Origin of the sequence: Methyloligella sp. GL2, from assembly GCF_013341275.1 — a bacterium.
In the GTDB taxonomy this organism is placed as follows: Bacteria; Pseudomonadota; Alphaproteobacteria; order Rhizobiales; family Methyloligellaceae; genus Methyloligella.
Window position 1 is genome coordinate 2,346,596 of record NZ_CP054476.1, and the last position, 20,297, is coordinate 2,366,892.

Consider the following 20,297-nt stretch of genomic DNA (forward strand, 5'->3'; position numbering starts at 1 on the left):
TTTGCCACAACGAGACGCGGGTGTGTGCCGCCGTCCCTGCCCGCCCGGCACCCAAAAAAGAAAGCCGCCGGAGCAGGGACACTCCGACGGCGATCCTAGAAGCCGCGAAGGCAGGGACCTCGTGCGGCTTTCCGATGGGTCTCGACGCTAATGGCAGAACCAATCCTGGTGAGATGACAGCTTCGCCGGCGTCCTTACGCCGGTTTCCCGGCGCGGTCTGCGACCTTCGCTCCCAAGACATTCGAGCATCAATCGACAGCAAGCCCACTGTAGGGCAACGAAAAATTCCTGCTTACCGACAGGTGACATAGATTTGCCTCAGTGCGTCTGGTGTCGAAATCACGCATGGCTTACCCGTGCCACCACCCATTCAACGCATGCGGACGGCAAACAGCTTGGCCAATTTGAGACCGGCGATATAGCTCGTCGCATTGAGCGGCCATTGCGAGACGATCTTGCCGGTGCCGGCACGGAAATAGTTGCTCGTCGTGCCCCAGACCGTCTTCGACAACAGGTTCTGCAGCCATTTGTTGAAGCGTTGCGTTGCTTCCGGCTTGACGTCGATCATGGTCTTGCCGCGGCGGATCATGGTCTTGATCATCGATGCGGCAAAGCTTGCCTGGGCCTCATAGAAGGTGACCAGCGGAACGCTGTTGGTGTTGGGCCCGTACATCATGAAGAAGTTGGGAAAGCCCGGCACCATCATGCCGAGCAGGGCTTCGGGCTCGCCGGCCCATTGCTGGTGCAGGTCCCTCCCCCCAATTCCTTTCACCTGAAGCGTGCACAGATAGTTGGCGGCATCGAAACCGGTGGCATAGACGATCATGTCCACAGGGTATTCCTTGCCGGTGCTGTCGACGATGCCGGTCTCGGTGAGGGATTGGGCGCCGTGGGGCACCAGATGCACCTTCGGGCTCTTGAGCGAGTCGTAATATGTGTCGCTGAGCACCGTGCGCCGCGCCTCGAACGGAAATTTCGGCGTGGCCAGCTCCAGCAGGTCGGGCCGGTCGGCCAGCGACTCTTTCAGATAGGCCAAAGCCGCCTCGGCCCGGCTCTTATTGGCCTTCCACCCGGCGCGCGCATGGCCGGCGAACCATTGGCGCATGTCGTAGCGCCAGTAGAGCTGGGCCCGCTTCCACCAATAGATCAGCGGCAACTTGAACCAGCGGCGCTCCTTCTCGGTGAAGGCCAGGCTGCCCTTGGGCAGGATCCAATTCGGCTCCAGCTGGAAGATGGTCACATCCTCGGCCTGGCGCTCCGCCTCGGTCACCACCTGGACGGCGGAGGAGCCAGTTCCGAGAATGCCGACCCGCTTGCCGGTCATCTCCAAGCCGTGCGGCCAGCGGGAGGTATGGCACTGAACGCCTTTGAACGGTGTCTCGCCGCGGGCGAAAGGCGGCAGAAGCGGGACGTTGAGAAAGCCCACCGCCGAGATCACCGCACAGAAGCGGCCGTGATCTTCTCCCGAGGCGGTGGTGACGGTGTATTGGTGGTCGGCATCGTTCCAAGCCACCTGCTCCACCTTCTCGCCGAAGCGGATGCGCTTCACCACCTGCCATTTCTTGGCGACGTGGTTGAGATAGTCCAGCAGCTCCTCTTGCGTGGCATAGATGCCGGACCAGTCATACGGCTCGAAAGAGAAGGAATAGATATGGGATTCCAGATCGACCTCGGCGCCGGGATAGTGGTTGTTCCACCAGGTGCCGCCGAGGCCGGCTTCCTGCTCGAAAATCACGAAATCCTCAATGCCCTGCTTGATCAGCGCAATGGCGGCCGCAAGTCCGCTGAATCCCGCTCCGATAATGGCGACGCGGTGCTCTCCGGCGCTTTTTTTCATCTCCGACGCTCCATCTCCCATAGTCAAAATTACAATGGTCTATTGAGTAGACCTTTGCACCATTGTCAATGGCAAAGCATGGAAGCGCGCCGACGCGTCGCAAGATCGGCGGAAAAATCAGCCGTTTTCCGGGGATAAAACGGGCGAACGCGAGATACCGCAGGCCACAAAGAAGCGGCGCCAACCGCGAAATCAGCGCCTGAGCCAAGAAGCCCGCCAGCCGCAGGAGGGAGCAGCCGACGGGCCTCCGGCAAATTTCCGCGATGGAAGGTGGAATTCGGCCGACCGCTCTAGCGCAGCGCGTCCTTCACCGCCGCACCGCATTCGTTCAGCGCCTTTTCCGCCTCGGGCAGAAGACCGCGCAAAGAGACGAAGCCGTGGATCATGTCCTGGTAGCTTCGGTAGGTTACGGCGACGCCGGCCTCGCGCAGCTTGTCGGCATAGGCGACATCGTCGTCGTGCAGAGGATCGAACCCGGCAGTCAGGACATAGGCCGGTGGCAGCCCGGCAAACGACTCCGCATAGGCCGGCGAGGCCTGGGGATCTTTGCGGGTCTCCTCCTCCGGCAGATAGCTCGCCGTATAAAACGGCATGGAATCAAGCATATAGCCGTTTGAATAAAGGCGCTTAGACTCGGTCTCGCTGACGTGATCGGTGACCGGATAGATCAAGAGCTGGAAGCTTGGCAGTGCGATTTCCTTGTCGCGAGCAAGCAAGCAGACCACCGCCGCCAGATTGCCGCCGGCGGAATCGCCGCCAACAGCGATGCGCGCGGGATCGATACCCAGAGTTTCGGCACCGGCCTCGCCGATGGCCCAAACATAGGCGGCGAAGGCGTCCTCGACCGCGGCGGGGAACGGGTGCTCCGGCGCCAGCCGGTAATCCACCGAGAGCACCTTGCAGCCCGAGGCATTGGCCAGCACGCGGCAGGTGGAATCGTGGGTGTCGACGCTGCCGCGGATATTGCCGCCGCCATGGTAATAGATCAGCAGCGGCGCCGGCTGGCGCACCAGCTCCGCCGGCACGAACAGGCGCCCGGCACAGCTGACATCGCCGCATGGGATCTGCAGGTCCCTCACCTCGCCGATCTCCGGCGGGGCGGCGTCAACCGCCTTCATATCTGCGGTAAATTCGGCACGCGCCTCGTCGGGAGTCTGCTTCTCGACGGGCACCGCATTGGGGTCGGAGGGGGTTTTGAGAATATCCGCTAACACGGGATTGAGAGACTTCGTCACACTTCCTCGCCGCTTGCTGCAATTCGGATCCGGCGCCGCGTTTTCTGGCGCATTGGCCTGATAGCTATACCATTAGATCAGGCATGCCAAGCGGGTTTTCGGAGGATCGCAGGCGCAAAAGCCGCGTCAGCGGCGGCCGTCGAGAAATTCCATCATGGCGCGGCGCGTGGCCTGCACGTGCTCGACCATGAACTCGCCGGCCCGCTGCGCATCGCGGTCGGCAATGGCGTTATAAATCGGCTCGTGGATGTCGTTGGCATCCTTGCGCAGCTTGATGAAGACGCCGCCAACGGGCAAGAACATGGCCCGCCGAATGCCTTCCACGCTGGCCAAGAGGTGGGCGTTCTTGGACGCCTTGGCGATGCCCATGTGAAACCGGGTGTCGGCCGCATTGAAGCTGGCGATCGGATCGGGATCGTTATCGTCCTCGGAGGTCGCAGCGATCGCCGTATTCATGTCCTGCAACGCCGCCAGCATGTTCTGCAGATCCGCCTCGGTGCGCCGCTGCGCGGCAAGCTCCGCGGAGGCCTCCTCGATAATCACCCGGAAGTCGAAAATCTCATTCAGTTCCAGACGTTTGCGCTGCGCATAGATACGTAGCTCTTCGGTATCCTTGGCGTGGACGTGATTGACGATCAGCCCGCCACTGGCGCCGCGCCGCACCGAAACGCTGCCATCGGCCACCAGCACGCGCACCGCTTCGCGGATGGTACTGCGGGATACCGACATCTGCTCGGCCAGGTCCCGCTCCGACGGCAGCTTCTGGCCGGGGAGGAACATGCCCAGATGGATGGCCCTGCGGATCTGATCGACCACCAGCTCATAGGCCGGTGTCAGGTGTACCGGCGAGATCTTCTTCTCCGGTCCCTGGCCCGAGGCCGATACGTCCATTGTGTTGTCTGTCATTGATCCGATTCCCGCATAGCTTTGGATCGTGCGCCGCCGCAGCCTGCCTCAGGCGTCGCTCCAAATTCGAGACTGCCAAATTCGAGGCTGCCAAATTTGGGGTTGCCTGATCGCATATTGGACTGATATGCATACCTTTCAAGGCCGCATCTTACGGATATCGGTCTGTCACCTTTGGATTTCAACAAATCCCCGCCAGCCGCCACTCCTCGTCGATTGCGTGAGACTAGCATTGCGTCCGTCAAACTTCGAGCCGAAAGGTGAATGGTCGGAAAATCAAACAATTGGGCCAGGCACTGCGGATCGTGCCGTAACCTCGCCCATTCAGTGCGGGTATCGCGTCTATGAAACCGGATCATCGACCTGACGAGCTGAAGCAACGGCTGGAACAGCTGAAACAGGCGGGGCTCCGCCAGGTCGAGCTGCAGGTTCCCGATCTCGACGGCGGACTGCGCGGCAAGATCGTGCCGCTGGAGAAGGGACTTTCCGCTTCGGGCGGCGCGTTTTGCACCATCCTCTACGGTCTCACCGTCGGCGACGACGTCTACGCCTCCCCCCACAGCTCGCCGGAGAACGGGTACCCGGACAATATAATCCTGGCCGATCCCGATACGCTGGCCACCATCCCGGTGGGGGAGCGCAGCCTGGCGCTGGCGATTTGCGATACGATCTCGCCCGACGGCACGCTCTGCCCGCTCTCGCCGCGCACGGTGCTGCGCCAGGCCCTGGCGCAGGCCGAACCGCTGGGCTTCGAGATGCGCTTCGGCTTCGAATACGAAATCTGCCTCACCAAGGCGGATCCGGAGAAGCTGGCGGCCGGCGCGCAATACGATCTGGCGCCGCCGAGCTTCCGGCGCAACGCCTATAGCCTGCTCCGCAGCGAAGAAATCCATCAGCTGGGGCTGGAGCTTTATGACCGGCTGGCCGAGGCGGATATCGCCTTGGAAGCGCTGCATAGCGAACTCGGCCACGGCATGATGGAAATCGCCCTGCCCCCGGCCCCGGCATTGCGCGCCGCCGATCAAGCCGTTCGCACCAAGCTTCTGATCAAGCGCGCCGCACACGATCTCGGCTACACCGCCTCGTTCATGGCCAAGTGGAAGATCTCCGAATCCGGCTGCGGCGGACATATCCACCAGAGCATTTGGCGCGACGGCGCTCCTGCCTTTCTCGGCGCCGACGGGGCGCTCTCCGAATCCGGCCTGGCCTATGTCGCCGGTCTTTCCAAGACCATGCCGGATTTCGCCGCGATTTTCTTTCCGACGATCAATTCCTATCGCCGGCTCGATGCCGGGGCCTGGGCGCCGGAAAACGCCGCCTGGGGAATCGACAATCGCAGCGCGGCACTGCGCGTCATCACCGGCCCCACGCCAAAGGCGGCGCGGGTGGAGCACCGGGCGCCCGGCGCCGACAGCAATCCCTATCTGGCGCTTGCCGCCATGGTTGCCGGCGGTGCGCACGGCTTGCGCGAGAAGCTCGATCCCGGCGCGCCGGCGCAAGGCAATGCCAGCGAAGATACGCGCTTTGCCGCCCTGCCCCGCAGTCTCGACGCGGCAGCCTCTTTGTTCGAGGCCTCAGATATCGCCCGCCAAGCCTTCGGAGATCAGTTCGTCGACCATTTCGCGCTGTCTCGGCGCGAGGAATGGCGCCTGTGGCAAGCACATCTGGAAGCCCATGTCAGCCAGTGGGAGCTCGACCGCTATTTTACGTCGGTCTAACCGCATCGTTTCGTGCGAGGGGGAAACACTATGAGTGTCGAATCTGGCGATAAGTCCGCCATGGACGAAGCCGCCGTCAGAGCGTTTTTGGACGAGAACGCCATCGAGACGGTGGTCTGCGCAATTCCCGATCTGTGGGGCCGCCTGGTCGGCAAACGCCTGACCCGCCGGAGCTTCGAACGGGTGCTGCTGGAGGGCGAGTCCCTCAATGCGTCCGTTTATCTGTTCTGCGTCGACATGGATATGGAGCCGCAGCCGGGCTACGCGATCACCGATTGGAGCCGCGGCTTCCAGGATTGCCGCTTTGTACCCGACGCCGCCACCTTGCGCCTGGTGCCCTGGATGCCGGGCACGGCATTTGCCTTATGCGATGTGGTGGACGAGCAAACCGGCGCGCTGCTGGAGCTGGCGCCGCGCACCATTCTGAAGCGCCAGATCGAGCGCGCCGCCAAGGCTGGGCTCAGCTTCAAATGCGCCACCGAGCTCGAATTCTACATGTTCGAGGACAGCTTCGCCGAAGCGTGGGAGAAGAAATACGAGGCTTTGACGCCGACCTCCCGCTACCGGGCCGATTATCACGTGCTGCAATCGACCCTGGACGAAAGCTTCATCGGCCGGGCGCGGCAGCAGCTTCTGCAGGCCGGTGTGGAGGTCGAATTCTCCAAGACCGAATGGGGCCTCGGCCAGCAGGAGATCAATCTCCGCTATGCCGAAACGCTGGAGATGGCCGATCAGCACATTCTCTATAAGACCTGGATGAAGGAGCTGGCCGGGCTCGACGGCAAATCGCTCACCTTCATGCCGAAGCCGTTCTTCGAGGATGTCGGCTCCTCCTGCCATGTTCATATGAGCCTGTGGGACGCGGCGGACGGCACGCCGAAAGGCTGGCAGGACGGACAGCCGGCCAATCTCTCGCCGGTGTTCGATCAGTTCCTTGCCGGGCTGCTGGCGGGCAGCCCGGATCTGATGGTGCTCTTCGCGCCGACGGTGAACGCCTATAAGCGGCTGCAGCCAGAATCCTTCGCCCCCACGGCCATCGCGCTCGGTCTGGACAACCGCACCTGCGCCTACCGGCTGGTCGGCCATGGCGCCGGCTACCGGGTGGAAAATCGCGTACCCGGCGCCGACACCAATCCTTACCTGGCGCTTGCCGGAATGATCGCCGCGGGGCTCGAGGGCATCGAGAACGGCCGCAAGGCGCCGTCGCTGTATGACGGCAACGCCTATCTCGACGAGGCGCTGACCCGCGTGCCGGGCACGCTCGGCGAGGCGATCGCCTGCTTCCGCAATAGCGCGCTCGCCAAGTCTGCGCTGGGCGAAGAGGTGCACACCCATCTGCTGAATTTCTACGCCCGCGAGAACGCCGCCTATGAGAATGGCTGCGTCACCGACTGGGAACGCAAGCGCTATTTCGAGCGCATCTGACCGCCGCCCAATCCGGCCAGTCCGGCCAATCGACTTTTGGAGAGTTGCATGACGTCATCGACGAATATCGCCCTTGTGACCGGCGGAACCGGCGGCATCGGCAAGGAGATCAACCGGCGCCTGCTGGCGGACGGCTACAAGATCGTCGCCGCCGATATGACGGTGCCGGAAGAGCTTTCCGGCAAACAGGATCCCGAGCAGCCGGAAGGCGTCCTGCTTTACCGCATGGATGTGCGGGACAGCGAAAGCGTCGATGCCTGTATCGCCTTCTGCGTCTCGCAAGGGCGCTTGAAGACGGTGATCAACTGCGCCGGGCTGCTGCGCCACGGCGAAATCGAGGACGTCACCGACGATGCCCTGGCCACGGTCTGGGATGTGAACGCCGCCGGCGCGACGCGGGTCTGCCGCGCCGCCAGCCCGCACCTCACCGAGGGCGCCTCCATCGTCAACATCTCCAGCATCACCGGCCGGGTCGGCCGGATGCGCGGCGGCTCGATGTACGGCGCCTCCAAGGCGGCGATGGAAGCCTTCACCAAATACCTCGCGGTGGAGTTCGCACCGCGCGGCGTACGGGTCAATGCGGTGGCGCCGGGCTTCATCGCGGTGCTGCCGATGAGCCCATCGATGCGCTTCATCGCTCATGCCGATAACGACCAGGACGCGCTGGCCTGGTGCCAGGCGCAAAGCCCGATGGGGCGCACCGGCCGCCCCGAGGAAATGGCCGGCCCTGTCGCCTTTCTCGTCTCCGACGATGCCTCCTTCATCACCGGCCATGTGCTGGTGGCCGATGGCGGCGTCGCGGCCGTCTAACGACAACAAGGGAGACCCACATGCCCCGTTGGGATAAACTCACCAGCCCCGAGATCGGCGAGATGATCGACGGCGGGATGGACCTGGCGGTCCTTCCCATCGGCGCCACCGAGCAGCATGGCGGCCATCTGGCGACCGGCACCGACACCTTCTCGGCCGGCACGCTTGCCGCGCACGCTGCGGCCGAGGCCGACGTGCTGGTGTTGCCGGCGATTCCTTACGGCTGCTCCCACGGCCATACCGAGCTTTGGCCCGGCACCTTGTCGGTGGAGCCGGAAACCCTGACGGCATTGATCCTGGACGTCTCGCGCTGGGCGATCCGCTCCGGCATCAAGCGGCTGATCTATCTTTCCGGCCACGCCACCAACGGACCGTGCATCGGCAGCGCGATTTTGAAGCTCCGCTACGAGCAGCCGGAGATCCGATTCCGCAGCGTGGATATTTGGACCATCTCCAAGCGCGTCGGCGAGCTGTATTTCCGGGACGCGGAGGATTTTCACGCCAATCGCGGCGAGACCTCTTTGCTGATGCATGCAGCGCCCGACATGGTGCGTCCCGACAAGGCCGAGGACGTGGAGGACGTCACCCCCGGCCTGGTGTTCCAATATCCGATGCCGCGCACCACGCCGACCGGCGCGGTCGGCCGCCCCAGCGAAGCCAGCCCCGAGGATGGCCGAGAGATGATGGAGATCATCGTGGAGGATCTGACGGCGCTGCTGCAACAGGCCCTGGCCGAAGAGTGGCCGCGCATTCCCGCCGCCACGAAGCCTTAAGACGGCTCAAGGCGTGGGCGAGATCTGTTCGCCGGCGCTTTCGGCGACAAGCGCCATCCAGCGCCGCATGATGGTTTTGGAGAAGGCTTCCTGCGGCTGCTGATAGGTCTCGAAATCCGCCGTGTGGCGCGGCAGAGGGTTGTTGCGCCCGAGCCGTTCGAAGAAGGCCGGATCCTCGCTTAAGACCCGATCGTTCCAGCTCTCCACGATTCTCGGCGTGACCTCGAAATGGCATTGGAAGCCGTAGGTCCGCTCGCCGAGGCGGAAGGCCTGATTGGGGACCGTGCGCCCCGACAGCAGATGCACCGCGCCGTCGGGCAAGTCGAACGTATCCTCGTGCATCTCGTACAGCCAGACCGGCTCATCGATCCCGCCGAGCAGCGCGTCGCCCGCCGCCTCATGGGTTGCCTCCAGCCGGGTGAAGCCGCATTCGAAGAATCCCAGGCGCCGGATCTTGGCGCCATAGGCATGAGCAACAATCTGGGCGCCGAGGCAGGAGCCGAGGATCGGTTTTCCCGCGGCGTGAAATTCGCGCACCAGCGCCTTGAGTTCGTCGAAATAGCGCCGGTAGGTCTCGTCGTTGACGCTCATCTCGCCGCCGAAGACGATGAGCCCGTCATAGCCTTCCGATGAGGGCGGCAGCGGATCGCCGAGCCGCCGGTGGCGCCAGGCGAGCTTGCCGCCGCATTCGGTGACGGTGCTGCCGATAGTGCCGGCCTCGAACTCCTCCATATGATAGGCGCTGCCGACGGCCAGAATTCTCATGACTTGATTCTCATGGCTTGTTGCCGCCCTCTCCCCTGCGCGCAGGCGGCGTTGCGCCCACTTCCAAAAACGCCTCGTCCGGAATCAAATCCGGGTGCTTGTAAAAGCGCCAGGTGCAGACCGATTTCTCCCGGTCGCGCGGCCAGACCGGCGGGCTGACCACGCGGGCCGGATAGCCCATGGCCTCGATGGCCTTCTGCTGGCCGAGCCGGCAGCAATGGGTGCAGTACAGGCAAACGCCTTCCAGGTTCCAGGCCCAGTCGTGCTTGCCCTCGACCAAAGCGTGACCGTAGGGCGGCTCGAAGCGCGGCGGGGTGCCGTCGGGGGCGGTGTCGAAGGTGCGGCCGCCGGAGCCGCAGGGGGCGAACTCCACGGCGATGCAGTCGCCCTCGTCGCGATAGGTGATGTCGCCGCCGCGCTTCGGCCCCGGCATATGACCGCGCAACGCGAAGATCGCCATATCGACCAATTGCCGGTGCGAGAGCGACCAATCCTGGTTGTCGGGGGCGAAGCGGCTGTAATTGCCGTACCAGATCGCCATGCCTTCATCCCAGAACTCGACCACCCGCTCTTGCCCGAGCGTCTTGGCGAGAAAGCCGAGCAGCTCGCAGACCCAATCGCATTTGCGGTCGTGGTCCTCGCGCCAATGCAGCGCGGCGGCCTCGATGGCGGCAATGGCCCCGGGTTTGTCTTTTTTCTCGCAGCAGGCAACCGCCTCGGCAATCAGCTCTTTATAGCGGTCCCAGCCGGGCTCGAAGTCGAGAGGATTATCTTCGTCCGGAGAAAGCAGCGCCGTGATGCGCGCGATCTCGGCTTCGACAGCTTCTCGCGGCACGCCGTTGCGGATCAGAAACTCGGGGATCGCCTCGACCCAGGCGACATACACCTCCTGCGGTTCGGTGCCCTCCTCGATGACGTAAGCGGCAAGCGCGGCGGCATCGTCGAACCGTCCCTCCTCGATCGCCTCGATCGCCACCGCATGGGTCGAGCGTTCCAGTTCGGACGGGCTCCCCCGCCGAAAACTCATATCCAGATCGGAATCGTAGCGGAGCGGAGAAGACGCAGTTTGGTGTTCCAAAATGTTTTCCAGTTAGACGGATTTTGCCAGTTAAACGAGTTTGGCCAGCAGCCCGCCATCGACGGGCAGGTCGACGCCGGTGATGAAGGAGGCCTTGTCGGAGAGCAGGAAGAGGCAGGCAGCCGAGATGTCTTCCGGCAGTCCGACGCGTCCGATGGGGGTGCGGTCGGACATGGCCTGAACCCGCGCCTCGTCGGCATAGATCCCGTCGGTCATCGGCGTCCAGATCGAGCCGGGGCAGACGGTGTTGGAGCGGATGCCTTCCCTGCCCAGATCCACCGCCAGGCTGCGCGATAGCGAGTTCACCGCCGCCTTGGAGATCTGATAGGCGTCGAGCGGCCCGTCCTTCATGATGTTATCGGCGGTGCGCAAGCCGACCACGCTGGAGACATGCACCATGGAGCGCGGCGAGGTCTTGCGCATATGCGGGACCACTGCCCGCACCACGGCGATCAGCCCGTCCAAATTCACCGCAAGAGTCTTGCGGTAATGCTCCAGCGGCATATCGACGACCGAGCCGTCCCGCCCCCACATGGCGATACCCGCCACATTGGCCAGATGGTTCGGGGGGCCGAACTCGGCCGCCACCTGATCGATGAAAGCGGTAACCTCGTCCGGCTCGCTCAGATCGATGCAGCCATAGTGCAGCCGGTCGCCATAAGCCTCCAACTCGGCGGGCATCGGCTTGATGTCGATGACGCCGACGCGCGCGCCTTCAGCGAGAAGATCGCGGGCGACGGCCAAGCCGATTCCCCCGCCACCGCCGGTCACGATGGCAACTCTGTCGGTAAACATCATTGTGCCCGCCTATCGGCCGGCTTCGCCCACATGCGGGCATGGAGGCTGGTGTCGGGTTTGCTGTGTCTCATGCTCGGCTGAAGAAATCGGTTGAGAGAGAAATCGAGAGGGCCAAAGCCCCCGGAGGGGGCCGACCGAAACCACGAAAAGTCCAGCCGAGTCCCGCCCTTATGGGTTAGATAACATACCATTGATTTCGCGAAGTCAATGCATCGTTTGGCCGTATGGCGGCGGCACTCTCTCGCGCCTTTTCAATTCTCACTCTACCCGTTGAACTCACTCACAACTAAAGGTTTTTACAGATGTCCAAACGCGCAATAATCAGTCAGGCCACGCCAGAAGTTTGAGCAGAAACTGCGATCTCCGGCAGTTGACATGCCCTGTGTTTTGGTCTGATCTATAGACCATAGCGTCTACACCCAGTAACAACGCGATCGGGTTTATCCTTGGCCACGTCTTCCCAAGCTGCCTCCACTGCAACGCCGGCAGGAACACACGTCGATTTCGCGCCAGCCTTGGTGGTCGACGGCATCTCCAAGCATTTCGGCGGCGTCTACGCGGTGAGAGATGTCTCGCTCACCTGCGCGGTGGGCGAAATCGTCGGCCTGATCGGTCCGAACGGCGCAGGCAAGACCACGCTGATGAACCTGATCTCCGGCGCGCTGACGCCCGACGAGGGCAGCGTATCTCTTGGCGGCGTCTCGCTGAACCAGGCGGGGCTATCGGCCCGCGCCATCGCCGGCATCGCACGCACGTTTCAGAACATCCGCGTCTTCGGGCGCCTGACCGCGCGCCAGAATGTCGAAGTCGCCCATACCAGCTATTTGCGCGACCGGGCCGACAAGCGGCGCGACCACAGCATCGACGAGATCATGGCGATGCTCGGATTGACCGATGACGCCCAGCGCAAGGCCAGCACCCTGCCCTACGGCCAGCAGCGGCGCCTGGAGATCGCCCGGGCACTCGCCCTCGCGCCGGACATCCTGCTGTTGGACGAACCGGCGGCCGGCATGAACGAACAGGAATCCTTGGCGCTGATCGAATCCGTGCAGTCCATCCGGGACGAGTTCGGATGCGGCGTCATCGTCATCGATCACGACCTCAAATTCATCATGCGCGTCAGCGAGCGGATCTACGTGATGAATATGGGTGAGCTCATCGCGAGCGGGACACCGGCCGAGGTCCGGCAGGACCCGCATGTCATCGAAGTCTATCTCGGCAAGAAAGCATCGGTCAGCTAGACCGCAGCCGCTTGTCCAAGGGGGGCAAGCCAAAAGGAGATTTGCGTACGTCTTCGCCAAGCCATGGGCCCCACACTTGGGCATGGCCTGTCGTCTTTTGCGCTCAACCGAACGCCGCACTCAGGAAAGGACAGAATAGGAAACCGACATGACCATCCAACGCAATCCGAAAACATTCCGACGCAAGGCGGGGTCTGCCTTCGCTGCCGCGCTGCTTACCACGGCCACAATCACCCCGGCCTTGGCCGAAGACAAAGACGATATCGTGATCGGCTATGCCGCCGCGGTCACCGGCGCGCTGGCGCCTTACGATAGCCCCGACGGCGTGCAATGCCGCATCGACCAGATCAACGATGCCGGCGGCGTGCTCGGCGGGCGCAAGCTGAAGCTGGAGCTGCGTGACATGAAGAGCGACAGCGCTCTGTCCGCCACCGTGGGCCAGGAATTGCTGGATATGGGCGCGGCGGCCATCCTTTCCCCGCCCACCGACGACACCTCGATTCCGATCGCCACCCTGGCCGCGGCCACCAGCACGCCGGTGCTTTCGGTCGGCGGCACCCAGCCGGCCTTTCCGCTGGCCATGCCCACGAACGGCTATCTGGTTCCCTATGGCGACAACGCGTCTGCCTCGGCCGCCGCGCAATACGCCTGGAGCCAGGGCATGAAGACGGCGGTGCTTATGATCTCCCACGATGTGGGCAGCTACTCGCTGATGACGCCGGAATATTTCGCCGACGCCTTCGAACATCTAGGCGGCAAGGTCCTCGGCCGCATCAACTATAATTCCGGTCTGTCGGATTACAGCGCCCAGATCGCCGAGATCCAGGCGATGGATCCCAAGCCCGACATGATCTTCGGCGGTCTGATCGTTCCGGAAGCCGGCGTGCTTCCGCGCCAGCTCGATGCGGCCGGTCTCGATATCCCGGTCTACAGCACCGACGGACCGGACGATCCGGGTGTGCTGGAGATCTCCGGCAAGGGCGGCAAGCTCCTGCACTTCGTCACCCACGGTTTCCCGGCGGAAGGCTCACCTCTGGCGGAGTTCTATGCCGACTGCGAGAAGCGCGGTTATAAGGTGCAGAACATCTTCTTCGGCCTCGGCGGCGACGCCGTGACCGTGTTGGCCGACGCCATCGAGAACGCCAAATCGGCCGAGCCCGCCAAGGTCAATGCCGCCATCAAGGAGCTCGACGGCATCGAGGGCATCACCACCGACAGCATCACCTATAAGGACCGCAAGGGCATTCCGCTGAAGGGCATGTCGGTGATGGAGATCAAGGACGGCAAGTTCTCGATGATCGAGCCGATCAAGCCCGACTACGTCGCGGCGCCTTAGATGCTGCAACTGACAGACGTTTCGGTCAGCTACGGTCCGATCCAGGCCGTGCGGAACGTCAGCGCCACGGTCGAGCAGGGCGAAATCGTCGCCCTGCTCGGCCCCAATGGCGCCGGCAAGACGTCGCTGGTTTCCTCCATCGTCGGCATCATTCCGGTGAGCTCCGGCTCGGTCGGCTTCGACGGCGAGGATATCACCCGCACCCCGGTCGAGAGCATCGTGCGCAAGGGCCTCACCCTGACGCCGGAAGGCCGCCGGGTTTTCGCCGGGCTCTCGGTGGCGGAAAACCTGCGCCTCGGCGCCAGCACGCAAAGCGATCGCGCGGCGGTGGAAGAGACGCTGGAAACCTATCTCGAGATGTTCCCGATCCTGCGGGAGCGCTATCACCAGACCGCCACGACGCTCTCCGGCGGCGAGCAGCAGATGCTGGCGATCGCCCGCTCGCTGATGTCGCGGCCGCGCATGCTGATGCTCGACGAGCCCTCTTTGGGTCTGGCGCCGCGCGTGGTGGAGCGGATCTTCGAGCATATCGTGGAGCTGAAGCAATCGGGGCTGACCATGCTCGTGGTCGAGCAGAACGCCACCGAGGCACTGGCCTTCGCCGACCGCGCCTATGTGCTGGCAAGCGGCAAGCTGGTCTTCGAAGGCGCGGCGAGCGAACTCGCCTCGTCCGACCGTCTTATGGAAGCGTATCTGGGAACCGGCGTCGACTAAGCTGCGCAAGCCACGTCGAGTGCCTCTCAACTGGAAACATCATGGAATATTTCGTTCAGCAGACCATCAATGCGCTGAGTGTCGGCGGGGAATACGCGCTGCTCGCACTCGGTCTTGCGATCGTCTTCAGCATCATGAACTTGGTCAACTTCGCCCATGGCGAGCTCATCACTTTGGGCGGCTATGCCATGCTGTTCTCGGCGGCCTGGTTCGTGTCCGATCCGATTTATCTGCTGCCGATCTGCGTGCTTGCCGCGACGGGGGCGGCGATCCTGTTCGAGCGCGTCGCCTTCCGGCCGGTGCGCAACGCGCCGGAGACCACCGGGCTGCTGACCGCCTTCGGCGTCAGTATCGTGGTGCAGAACGCGTTGCTGATCTTCGTCGCCACGCGGCCCAAGCCGGTGCCGATCCCCGATTGGATGCAAGGCACCATTCAGATCGCCGGCCTGCATCTTCCCATGGTGCAGGTGCTGGAGACCAGCTGCACGGTGGTTGCCGCCACGGGGCTGATCCTGCTGCTCACCAAGACCAATCTCGGTCTCGCCATGCGGGCCGCGGCCAAGGATTTCACCGTGGTCCGGCTGATGGGCATCAAGGCCGACCGGGTCATCCTCGGTGCCTTCGCCGTTTCCGGCTTTTTGGCCGGGCTGGCGGCGGTGTTCATTTTGGCGCGGCGCGGCGCGGTCGATCCGATGATGGGGTTCAGCCCGGTGCTGAAGGCCTTCGTGGCTTGCGTTCTCGGCGGCTTCGGCTCGCTGCTGGGCGCCGCCGTCGGCGGTCTCAGCCTCGGTATGCTGGAAGTGCTGCTGCAGGCAACGCTCCCCAGTGAGGTCGCGGGCTTCCGCGATGCGATCGTCTTTCTGCTCGTCGGCGCCGTTCTGATCTGGCGCCCCACCGGGCTTCTCGGCAAGCGCGTCGAATTGGGGGACAAGGAGTAATGGGACTGGTCAGCGCAACGCTTCTCAGGTCGCTGGCGCCGATCTGTCTGCTCATCGCCATCGCCGGCCTGGTGATGAGCATCGGCGAGCCCTATCAAATCCGGGTCGCCTATATCTTCTTCATCAATCTAACCGCGGTGTTCGCCCTGCAGATCTATATGGGCGGCACGGGGCATGCGAGCTTCGGCCATGCGGCATTCCAAGGGATTGCCGCCTATTCGGTCGCGATCCTGATGACGCCGCTGGCTCTGAAGCGGCTGCTGATTCCCGATGCGCCGTTCGGGCTCGCGGCGGTGCATCTGGGCGCCGTGCCGTCGATCCTCATCGCTCTCGTGCTCACCGGGGTGATCGCCTATATCGTCGGCCTCGCCATCAGCCGGCTTGGCGGCGTCGCAGCGGAGATCGCCACGCTGGCCTTCCTGGTGATCGTGCATGTGATCTTCACCAATTGGATCGAGCTGTTCCGCGGGCCGCGCGCCTTCTACGGCATCCCGTCGATCTCCAACCTGTATTGGGGGCTTGGCGCGGCGATCATCGCGCTGCTGATCGCCAAGCTGTTTCGGGATTCGCCGTATGGGGTTCAGCTCCGCGCCGCCAGCGACAATCTTCTTGCCGCGCGGGCAATGGGCGTTCCGGTGGAACGGCTGCGCCTTTTGGCCTGGACCTTAAGCGGCATCGTCATGGGCATGGCGGGCATCCTGCTCGCCACCTATCTCGGCACCATTGCCCCCTCGAGCTTCTATTTCAATCAGACCTTCCTGATCATGGCGATGCTGCTGCTCGGCGGCATGCGGAGCGTCAGCGGCGCGCTTTGCGGCACCCTGGTGATCTCCATCGGCTCGGAGCTCACCCGGAGCCTGGAAAGCGGCCCGGTGATCGCCGGCATCGACCTGCCGGCGATGTTCGGTCTCACCGGCTTCTTCCTCGGCGCCATCATCGTGCTGGTGATGTCGTTCCGGCGCGAAGGGTTGCTTGGCGGCGAGGAGTTCGAAGATCTGTTCCGGCAATGGAAGCTGAAACGCAAATCCGCCGCGGACGAAACGTCAGCGGATGCACCGGCGAAACAGGAGGCATGAGCGCCATGACCGGACGGCTGAACGACAAGATCGCGGTGATCACCGGCGCCGCGAACGGGATTGGCAAGACGGCGGCCTTACGCTTCGCCGAACAGGGCTGCGCCGTTGCCGTAGCCGATATCAATCTGGAGAATGCCTGGGCCACCGCCGATGCGATCGACCAGGCTGGCGGCAAGGCGCTGCCCATTGCCGTCGATGTATCCGATGCGGAGAGCATCGCTGCGATGTACAGGGAAACGGAGCGCCATTTCGGCGGCATCGACATCCTGTTCAACAATGCGGCCGTGGTCGATCCCGGCGACAAGGATATCTGCGACACCAGCCTTGAGGCCTGGTCGAAGACCATTGCGGTCAATCTCACCGGCGTGTTCCTGTGCTGCAATCTCGGCATCCCTGCCCTGCTGCGCCGGAATGGCGGGGTGATCCTCAACACCGCCTCCATCGTCGCCCTGGTCGGGTCCACGCCTTCACAGATCGCCTACACCGCTTCCAAGGGAGGCGTGGTCGCCATGACCCGGGAGATCGCCGTCGCCTATGCCAGGAAGGGCATCCGCGCCAATAGCATCTTGCCGGGAGTGACCCGCACGGCGATGGGCGATCAGATGGTCAAGGACGAAGAGGGCTTCGCGGTGCGCCGTCAGCACATGCCCATGGGGCGGCTGGCGGAGCCGCGCGAGATCGCCGATACGGCGCTCTATCTCTGCTCGGACGAGGCGAGCTTCGTCACCGGCCAATCCGTCGTCGTGGATGGCGGGCTGACTTCCGCCTATCTTTGCCCGACGGACTGAGCGCCTGACGCCTGCCCTGCCCGGGCTCGGGAAGCTGAGGAGGCTCGCGACTGCGCGTCACCCTTCCGTGGCAAGAACCTGCTTGAGCTGGTCCAGATCGATCGCCTTGCAGACGCCCTTCGGGGGACGCGCCAGGGGAACGTCTTCAGCGGCACAAAGCGCATTCAGCACGGCTTCGTCCACGGCCTCCACGGCGGCGAGATAGACCGGATCCAGCAATTCGTCGTTGATCATCGTCATCTGCCGCCATGGGCCCGAGAGCTGCGGGAGCTTCATCTCGTTTGCCGTGGAGAAGGCGAGGAAGATATCGCCGGAATTGTTGCCGCCGGGGCTGCCGGCCCGGCCAATCCCGATCGAGGCGCGCCGAGCCAGCCGCTCCAATTGGCCGGGGGCGAGCGGCAGATCGGTGGCCAGGATGACGATGATGGAGCCGCGCTCGGCCGACATGCCGGGAATGCGATCCTCGGTCATGCGCCGCCCGATCGCCTTGCCGGCGACCCTGAACCAGGGCCGCATGCCGTGATTGGCTTGCACCAATGCGCCAAGCGTGAAGCTGCCGCCGCCAGCGTCGATCCTGCGGGAGGCAGTGCCGGTGCCGCCCTTGAACTCGTAGCAGATCATTCCGGCCCCACCTCCGGTATTGCCCTCCGGGACCGCCCCCCGCTTGGCGGCGTCCAAAGCCTTGCGGACATGGGCCTCGGTGACATGCAGGCCGTTGATGTCGTTCAGAACGCCGTCATAGGTTTCGGCGACCACCGGCATCGCCCAAAGGTGATTGTTCTCCCAGACATCGCCATAGGTCTCCACCATCCACCGCACCGCCGCCGCATGCGCCGGACCGACGGAATGGGTGTTGGTGATCACAATCGGCCCGCAGAACCAGCCGCCGTCGCGCACCCAATGGGTTCCGGTCATCTCGCCATTGCCGTTGAGGCTGAACTGTCCGGCCCAGACGGGCTTCGGCTCGGAGTCGCGGCCGCGGGGCAGGATGGCGGTCACGCCGGTCTGCACCTGGATGCCGCGGGTCATAAGCGCGGGGTCGCGGGAGGAAAGCAGCTCCACGGTGCCGACCTCCACGCCCGGCACATCGGTCACGGCATTCAGAGGGCCCGGCTTGCCCGGCATATCGATGCCGAGGTCGCGGGCGCGGGGCTTTGGCGTTGTCATCACTTCCGTCTCGATCTGATGTAGAGGCCGATGCTTGCAACGGCGATGGTGAAGAGGAGCATCAGCGTGGCGATTGCGTTGATCTCCGGTTTAATCCCCCGGCGAAGCATCCCCCAGATATGGATCGGCAGCGTCGTGCGGCCCGCTCCGGCGATGAAATAGGTGATCACGAGGTCGTCCATCGAGATGATGAAGGCAAGCAGCGCCCCACCGAAAACGCCCGGCGCGATGGTGGGCAAGGTCACCTTGCGGAAGGTTTGCAGCGGGCTCGCCCCAAGATCCGCCGAAGCCTCCTCGATCGAGCTGTCCAGCTGCGCCAAGCGGGCGGAGACCGTGACGAAGACGTAGGAGATCAGGAAGGTGCATTGCCCGACAATGATGGTGAGCACCGACAGGTTCATGCCGATGGTGATGAAGAAGATCAGCAGCGCGATGCCCAGCACGATGTCGGGCATGATCATCGGCACCAGCAGAAGCGCCCGGTAGAGGCCGGCCAGACGGAAGCGATAGCGCGCCACCGCAAGCGCCAACGCCGTGCCGAAGAGGGTCGAGATGGCCGTGGTCGACAGCGCGACGATGAGACTGGTGCGCACCGCCGCGTAGAGTTGCGGGGTGGAATCGACATAGGTGCTGCTCTTGGTGACCTCGGTCTCCATGCCGAAGATCAGCCGGTACCAGTCCAGCGTGAACCCGTCCCAGATCATCATGTTGACCGGGTTGGCATTGAACGAGAACAGCACGACGAGCAGGATCGGCGCGTAAACGAACACGAAGAAGGCGATGCCGTAGACCGTCAGAAGGCGCGAGAGCCTCATAGCGCCTCCCCTCTTCCCTTCACCAGCCGCAGCTGCAGCAACAGGAGCAGCAAGACGGCGGCCATCACCATCATCGCCAAGGCGGAGCCGAAGGGCCAATTCCGGGCCGACAGAAATTGCTGTTCGATGAGATTTCCGATCATCACGACCTTGGCGCCGCCGAGCACCGAAGGCACGATGAAGTTGCCGAGCGCGGGGATGAAGGTCAGCACCGAACCGCCGACAATGCCGGGGAGCGTGGCCGGAAGGATCACTTTCCGGAAGGTCTGGAAGCGCGTCGCTCCAAGATCCGACGAGGCCTCGAGCTGATCGACGTCCAGCTTCTCGATCGAGGCATAGAGGGGCAGGAACATGAAGGGGATGAACACATAGGTCATGCCCACGATCACCGCGAAATCGGTATAGAGAAATTCGATCGGCTCGGAGGTCGCGCCAATCCCCATCAGCCCCTGATTGAGGAAGCCGGTCGGGCGCAGGATCAGCACCCAGGCAAACAGCCGGACGATGAGGCTGACAAAGAAGGGCAGCGTCACCAGGAAGATGGCGAAGGTTCTCCTCGCCGGCGTCATGCGGCTGATCCAAAAGGCGGTCGGATAGCTCACGATGAGCGAGGTGAGCACGGTCAGCGCCGCAAGCCGCAACGAGCGCAGGAAGATCTCCAGATAGACCGGGTCGAAGCGTTCGTACTTGGTGTCGGCCCAGCCGAGAATGCGGCCGTAATTGAGATCGAAGAACGTCCATTCGACGCCGCCGTAAAGGCCGGGCGTGAGGAAGCTGTAGACCGCCATGATGATCAGCGGACAGAAGAAGAAAAAGAGCAGGAAGGCCGTCGGCAGCCCGAGCAGCCCCAGCAGGCTGAGCGTTCGCCGTCGCATGG

At 63.6% G+C, this 20,297-nt stretch carries 19 protein-coding genes; 10 read left to right on the forward strand and 9 right to left on the reverse strand.

From position 1 onward, the window contains the following. Positions 1–370 precede the first annotated feature (370 nt). The 3 genes from HT051_RS11055 to HT051_RS11065 all read right to left on the reverse strand — a co-directional run bounded on the left by HT051_RS11055 (position 371) and on the right by HT051_RS11065 (position 3,978). A complete protein-coding gene (locus HT051_RS11055; RefSeq protein ID WP_174542083.1) occupies positions 371–1,837 on the reverse strand; it encodes an NAD(P)/FAD-dependent oxidoreductase in 1,467 nt (488 codons plus the stop codon). A gap of 290 nt (positions 1,838–2,127) precedes the next feature. Then, the gene (locus HT051_RS11060; protein ID WP_174542084.1) at positions 2,128–3,072 is read right to left on the reverse strand and encodes an alpha/beta hydrolase; all 945 of its coding nucleotides are present in this window, start codon (positions 3,070–3,072) and stop codon (positions 2,128–2,130) included. A gap of 126 nt (positions 3,073–3,198) precedes the next feature. Continuing rightward, positions 3,199–3,978: a FadR/GntR family transcriptional regulator gene (locus tag HT051_RS11065; RefSeq protein WP_174542085.1), complete on the reverse strand. Its 780-nt coding sequence runs from the start codon at positions 3,976–3,978 to the stop codon at positions 3,199–3,201. A 344-nt stretch (positions 3,979–4,322) separates the two neighbouring features. Here HT051_RS11065 and HT051_RS11070 point away from each other — a divergent pair, with 344 nt between their 5' ends. From HT051_RS11070 to HT051_RS11085, 4 genes are read left to right on the forward strand one after another with little or no spacing between them, the layout of a single operon-like run. Next, the gene (locus tag HT051_RS11070) at positions 4,323–5,696 is read left to right on the forward strand and encodes a glutamine synthetase family protein (protein WP_174542086.1); all 1,374 of its coding nucleotides are present in this window, start codon (positions 4,323–4,325) and stop codon (positions 5,694–5,696) included. Positions 5,697–5,726: 30 nt separating this feature from the next. Next, positions 5,727–7,121: a glutamine synthetase family protein gene (locus tag HT051_RS11075; RefSeq protein WP_174542087.1), complete on the forward strand. Its 1,395-nt coding sequence runs from the start codon at positions 5,727–5,729 to the stop codon at positions 7,119–7,121. A 48-nt stretch (positions 7,122–7,169) separates the two neighbouring features. Further along, a complete protein-coding gene (locus HT051_RS11080; RefSeq protein WP_174542088.1) occupies positions 7,170–7,931 on the forward strand; it encodes an SDR family NAD(P)-dependent oxidoreductase in 762 nt (253 codons plus the stop codon). Positions 7,932–7,951: 20 nt separating this feature from the next. Further along, complete coding sequence (locus HT051_RS11085; protein WP_174542089.1) at positions 7,952–8,704, forward strand: creatininase family protein; 753 nt, start codon at positions 7,952–7,954, stop codon at positions 8,702–8,704. Positions 8,705–8,710: 6 nt separating this feature from the next. Here the strand turns inward: HT051_RS11085 and HT051_RS11090 are convergent, their stop codons facing one another. Genes HT051_RS11090 through HT051_RS11100 form a run of 3 tightly spaced genes read right to left on the reverse strand, consistent with a single transcriptional unit; the run spans position 8,711 to position 11,345 of the window. Continuing rightward, on the reverse strand, positions 8,711–9,469 hold the full coding sequence (locus HT051_RS11090) for a type 1 glutamine amidotransferase (RefSeq protein ID WP_174542090.1): 759 nt from the start codon (positions 9,467–9,469) through the stop codon (positions 8,711–8,713). 10 nt (positions 9,470–9,479) lie between these two features. Continuing rightward, on the reverse strand, positions 9,480–10,547 hold the full coding sequence (locus HT051_RS11095) for a hypothetical protein (protein WP_174542091.1): 1,068 nt from the start codon (positions 10,545–10,547) through the stop codon (positions 9,480–9,482). Positions 10,548–10,577: 30 nt separating this feature from the next. Next, the gene (locus HT051_RS11100; protein ID WP_208454309.1) at positions 10,578–11,345 is read right to left on the reverse strand and encodes an SDR family NAD(P)-dependent oxidoreductase; all 768 of its coding nucleotides are present in this window, start codon (positions 11,343–11,345) and stop codon (positions 10,578–10,580) included. Positions 11,346–11,791: 446 nt separating this feature from the next. Between HT051_RS11100 and HT051_RS11105 the strand changes: the two genes are divergently transcribed. From HT051_RS11105 to HT051_RS11130, 6 genes are all read left to right on the forward strand, one after another. Further along, positions 11,792–12,586, forward strand: a complete 795-nt coding sequence (locus tag HT051_RS11105; protein WP_246810065.1) for an ABC transporter ATP-binding protein — start codon at positions 11,792–11,794, stop codon at positions 12,584–12,586. A 148-nt stretch (positions 12,587–12,734) separates the two neighbouring features. After that, positions 12,735–13,922 (forward strand): ABC transporter substrate-binding protein, encoded by a 1,188-nt coding sequence (locus HT051_RS11110; protein ID WP_174542092.1) that lies wholly within the window; start codon positions 12,735–12,737, stop codon positions 13,920–13,922. Then, a complete protein-coding gene (locus HT051_RS11115; protein ID WP_174542093.1) occupies positions 13,923–14,636 on the forward strand; it encodes an ABC transporter ATP-binding protein in 714 nt (237 codons plus the stop codon). A gap of 41 nt (positions 14,637–14,677) precedes the next feature. Further along, complete coding sequence (locus HT051_RS11120; RefSeq protein WP_174542094.1) at positions 14,678–15,574, forward strand: branched-chain amino acid ABC transporter permease; 897 nt, start codon at positions 14,678–14,680, stop codon at positions 15,572–15,574. Continuing rightward, positions 15,574–16,650 (forward strand): branched-chain amino acid ABC transporter permease, encoded by a 1,077-nt coding sequence (locus HT051_RS11125; protein WP_174542095.1) that lies wholly within the window; start codon positions 15,574–15,576, stop codon positions 16,648–16,650. Before HT051_RS11120 ends, HT051_RS11125 begins: the two co-directional genes overlap by 1 nt. Then, positions 16,647–17,438: an SDR family NAD(P)-dependent oxidoreductase gene (locus HT051_RS11130; RefSeq protein ID WP_174542096.1), complete on the forward strand. Its 792-nt coding sequence runs from the start codon at positions 16,647–16,649 to the stop codon at positions 17,436–17,438. Before HT051_RS11125 ends, HT051_RS11130 begins: the two co-directional genes overlap by 4 nt. A 57-nt stretch (positions 17,439–17,495) precedes the next feature. Here HT051_RS11130 and HT051_RS11135 read toward each other — a convergent pair whose 3' ends face one another. The 3 genes from HT051_RS11135 to HT051_RS11145 are packed head-to-tail and all read right to left on the reverse strand — an operon-like array spanning position 17,496 to position 20,295. Further along, entirely contained in the window at positions 17,496–18,605 is a 1,110-nt protein-coding gene (locus tag HT051_RS11135; protein WP_174542097.1) for a P1 family peptidase, read from the reverse strand. After that, positions 18,605–19,420 carry an ABC transporter permease gene (locus HT051_RS11140; RefSeq protein WP_174542098.1) on the reverse strand — a complete coding sequence of 272 codons (816 nt, stop codon included), beginning with the start codon at positions 19,418–19,420 and terminating at the stop codon, positions 18,605–18,607. The genes HT051_RS11135 and HT051_RS11140 overlap by 1 nt, the downstream gene beginning before the upstream one ends. Beyond that, positions 19,417–20,295, reverse strand: a complete 879-nt coding sequence (locus tag HT051_RS11145; RefSeq protein ID WP_246810066.1) for an ABC transporter permease — start codon at positions 20,293–20,295, stop codon at positions 19,417–19,419. Before HT051_RS11145 ends, HT051_RS11140 begins: the two co-directional genes overlap by 4 nt. Positions 20,296–20,297: the final 2 nt, after the last annotated feature.

Excerpts from the sequence above, each read along its gene's own strand:
- HT051_RS11070 (WP_174542086.1), top strand. The coding sequence starts at position 4,323 with ATGAAACCGGATCATCGACCTGACGAGCTGAAGCAACGGCTGGAACAG.
- HT051_RS11055 (WP_174542083.1), bottom strand. The coding sequence starts at position 1,837 with ATGAAAAAAAGCGCCGGAGAGCACCGCGTCGCCATTATCGGAGCGGGA.
- HT051_RS11110 (WP_174542092.1), top strand. The coding sequence starts at position 12,735 with ATGACCATCCAACGCAATCCGAAAACATTCCGACGCAAGGCGGGGTCT.
- HT051_RS11075 (WP_174542087.1), top strand. The coding sequence starts at position 5,727 with ATGAGTGTCGAATCTGGCGATAAGTCCGCCATGGACGAAGCCGCCGTC.
- HT051_RS11090 (WP_174542090.1), bottom strand. The coding sequence starts at position 9,469 with ATGAGAATTCTGGCCGTCGGCAGCGCCTATCATATGGAGGAGTTCGAG.
- HT051_RS11115 (WP_174542093.1), top strand. The coding sequence starts at position 13,923 with ATGCTGCAACTGACAGACGTTTCGGTCAGCTACGGTCCGATCCAGGCC.
- HT051_RS11080 (WP_174542088.1), top strand. The coding sequence starts at position 7,170 with ATGACGTCATCGACGAATATCGCCCTTGTGACCGGCGGAACCGGCGGC.
- HT051_RS11130 (WP_174542096.1), top strand. The coding sequence starts at position 16,647 with ATGAGCGCCATGACCGGACGGCTGAACGACAAGATCGCGGTGATCACC.
- HT051_RS11125 (WP_174542095.1), top strand. The coding sequence starts at position 15,574 with ATGGGACTGGTCAGCGCAACGCTTCTCAGGTCGCTGGCGCCGATCTGT.
- HT051_RS11085 (WP_174542089.1), top strand. The coding sequence starts at position 7,952 with ATGCCCCGTTGGGATAAACTCACCAGCCCCGAGATCGGCGAGATGATC.
- HT051_RS11120 (WP_174542094.1), top strand. The coding sequence starts at position 14,678 with ATGGAATATTTCGTTCAGCAGACCATCAATGCGCTGAGTGTCGGCGGG.
- HT051_RS11065 (WP_174542085.1), bottom strand. The coding sequence starts at position 3,978 with ATGACAGACAACACAATGGACGTATCGGCCTCGGGCCAGGGACCGGAG.
- HT051_RS11140 (WP_174542098.1), bottom strand. The coding sequence starts at position 19,420 with ATGAGGCTCTCGCGCCTTCTGACGGTCTACGGCATCGCCTTCTTCGTG.
- HT051_RS11145 (WP_246810066.1), bottom strand. The coding sequence starts at position 20,295 with ATGCGACGGCGAACGCTCAGCCTGCTGGGGCTGCTCGGGCTGCCGACG.
- HT051_RS11100 (WP_208454309.1), bottom strand. The coding sequence starts at position 11,345 with ATGATGTTTACCGACAGAGTTGCCATCGTGACCGGCGGTGGCGGGGGA.
- HT051_RS11135 (WP_174542097.1), bottom strand. The coding sequence starts at position 18,605 with ATGACAACGCCAAAGCCCCGCGCCCGCGACCTCGGCATCGATATGCCG.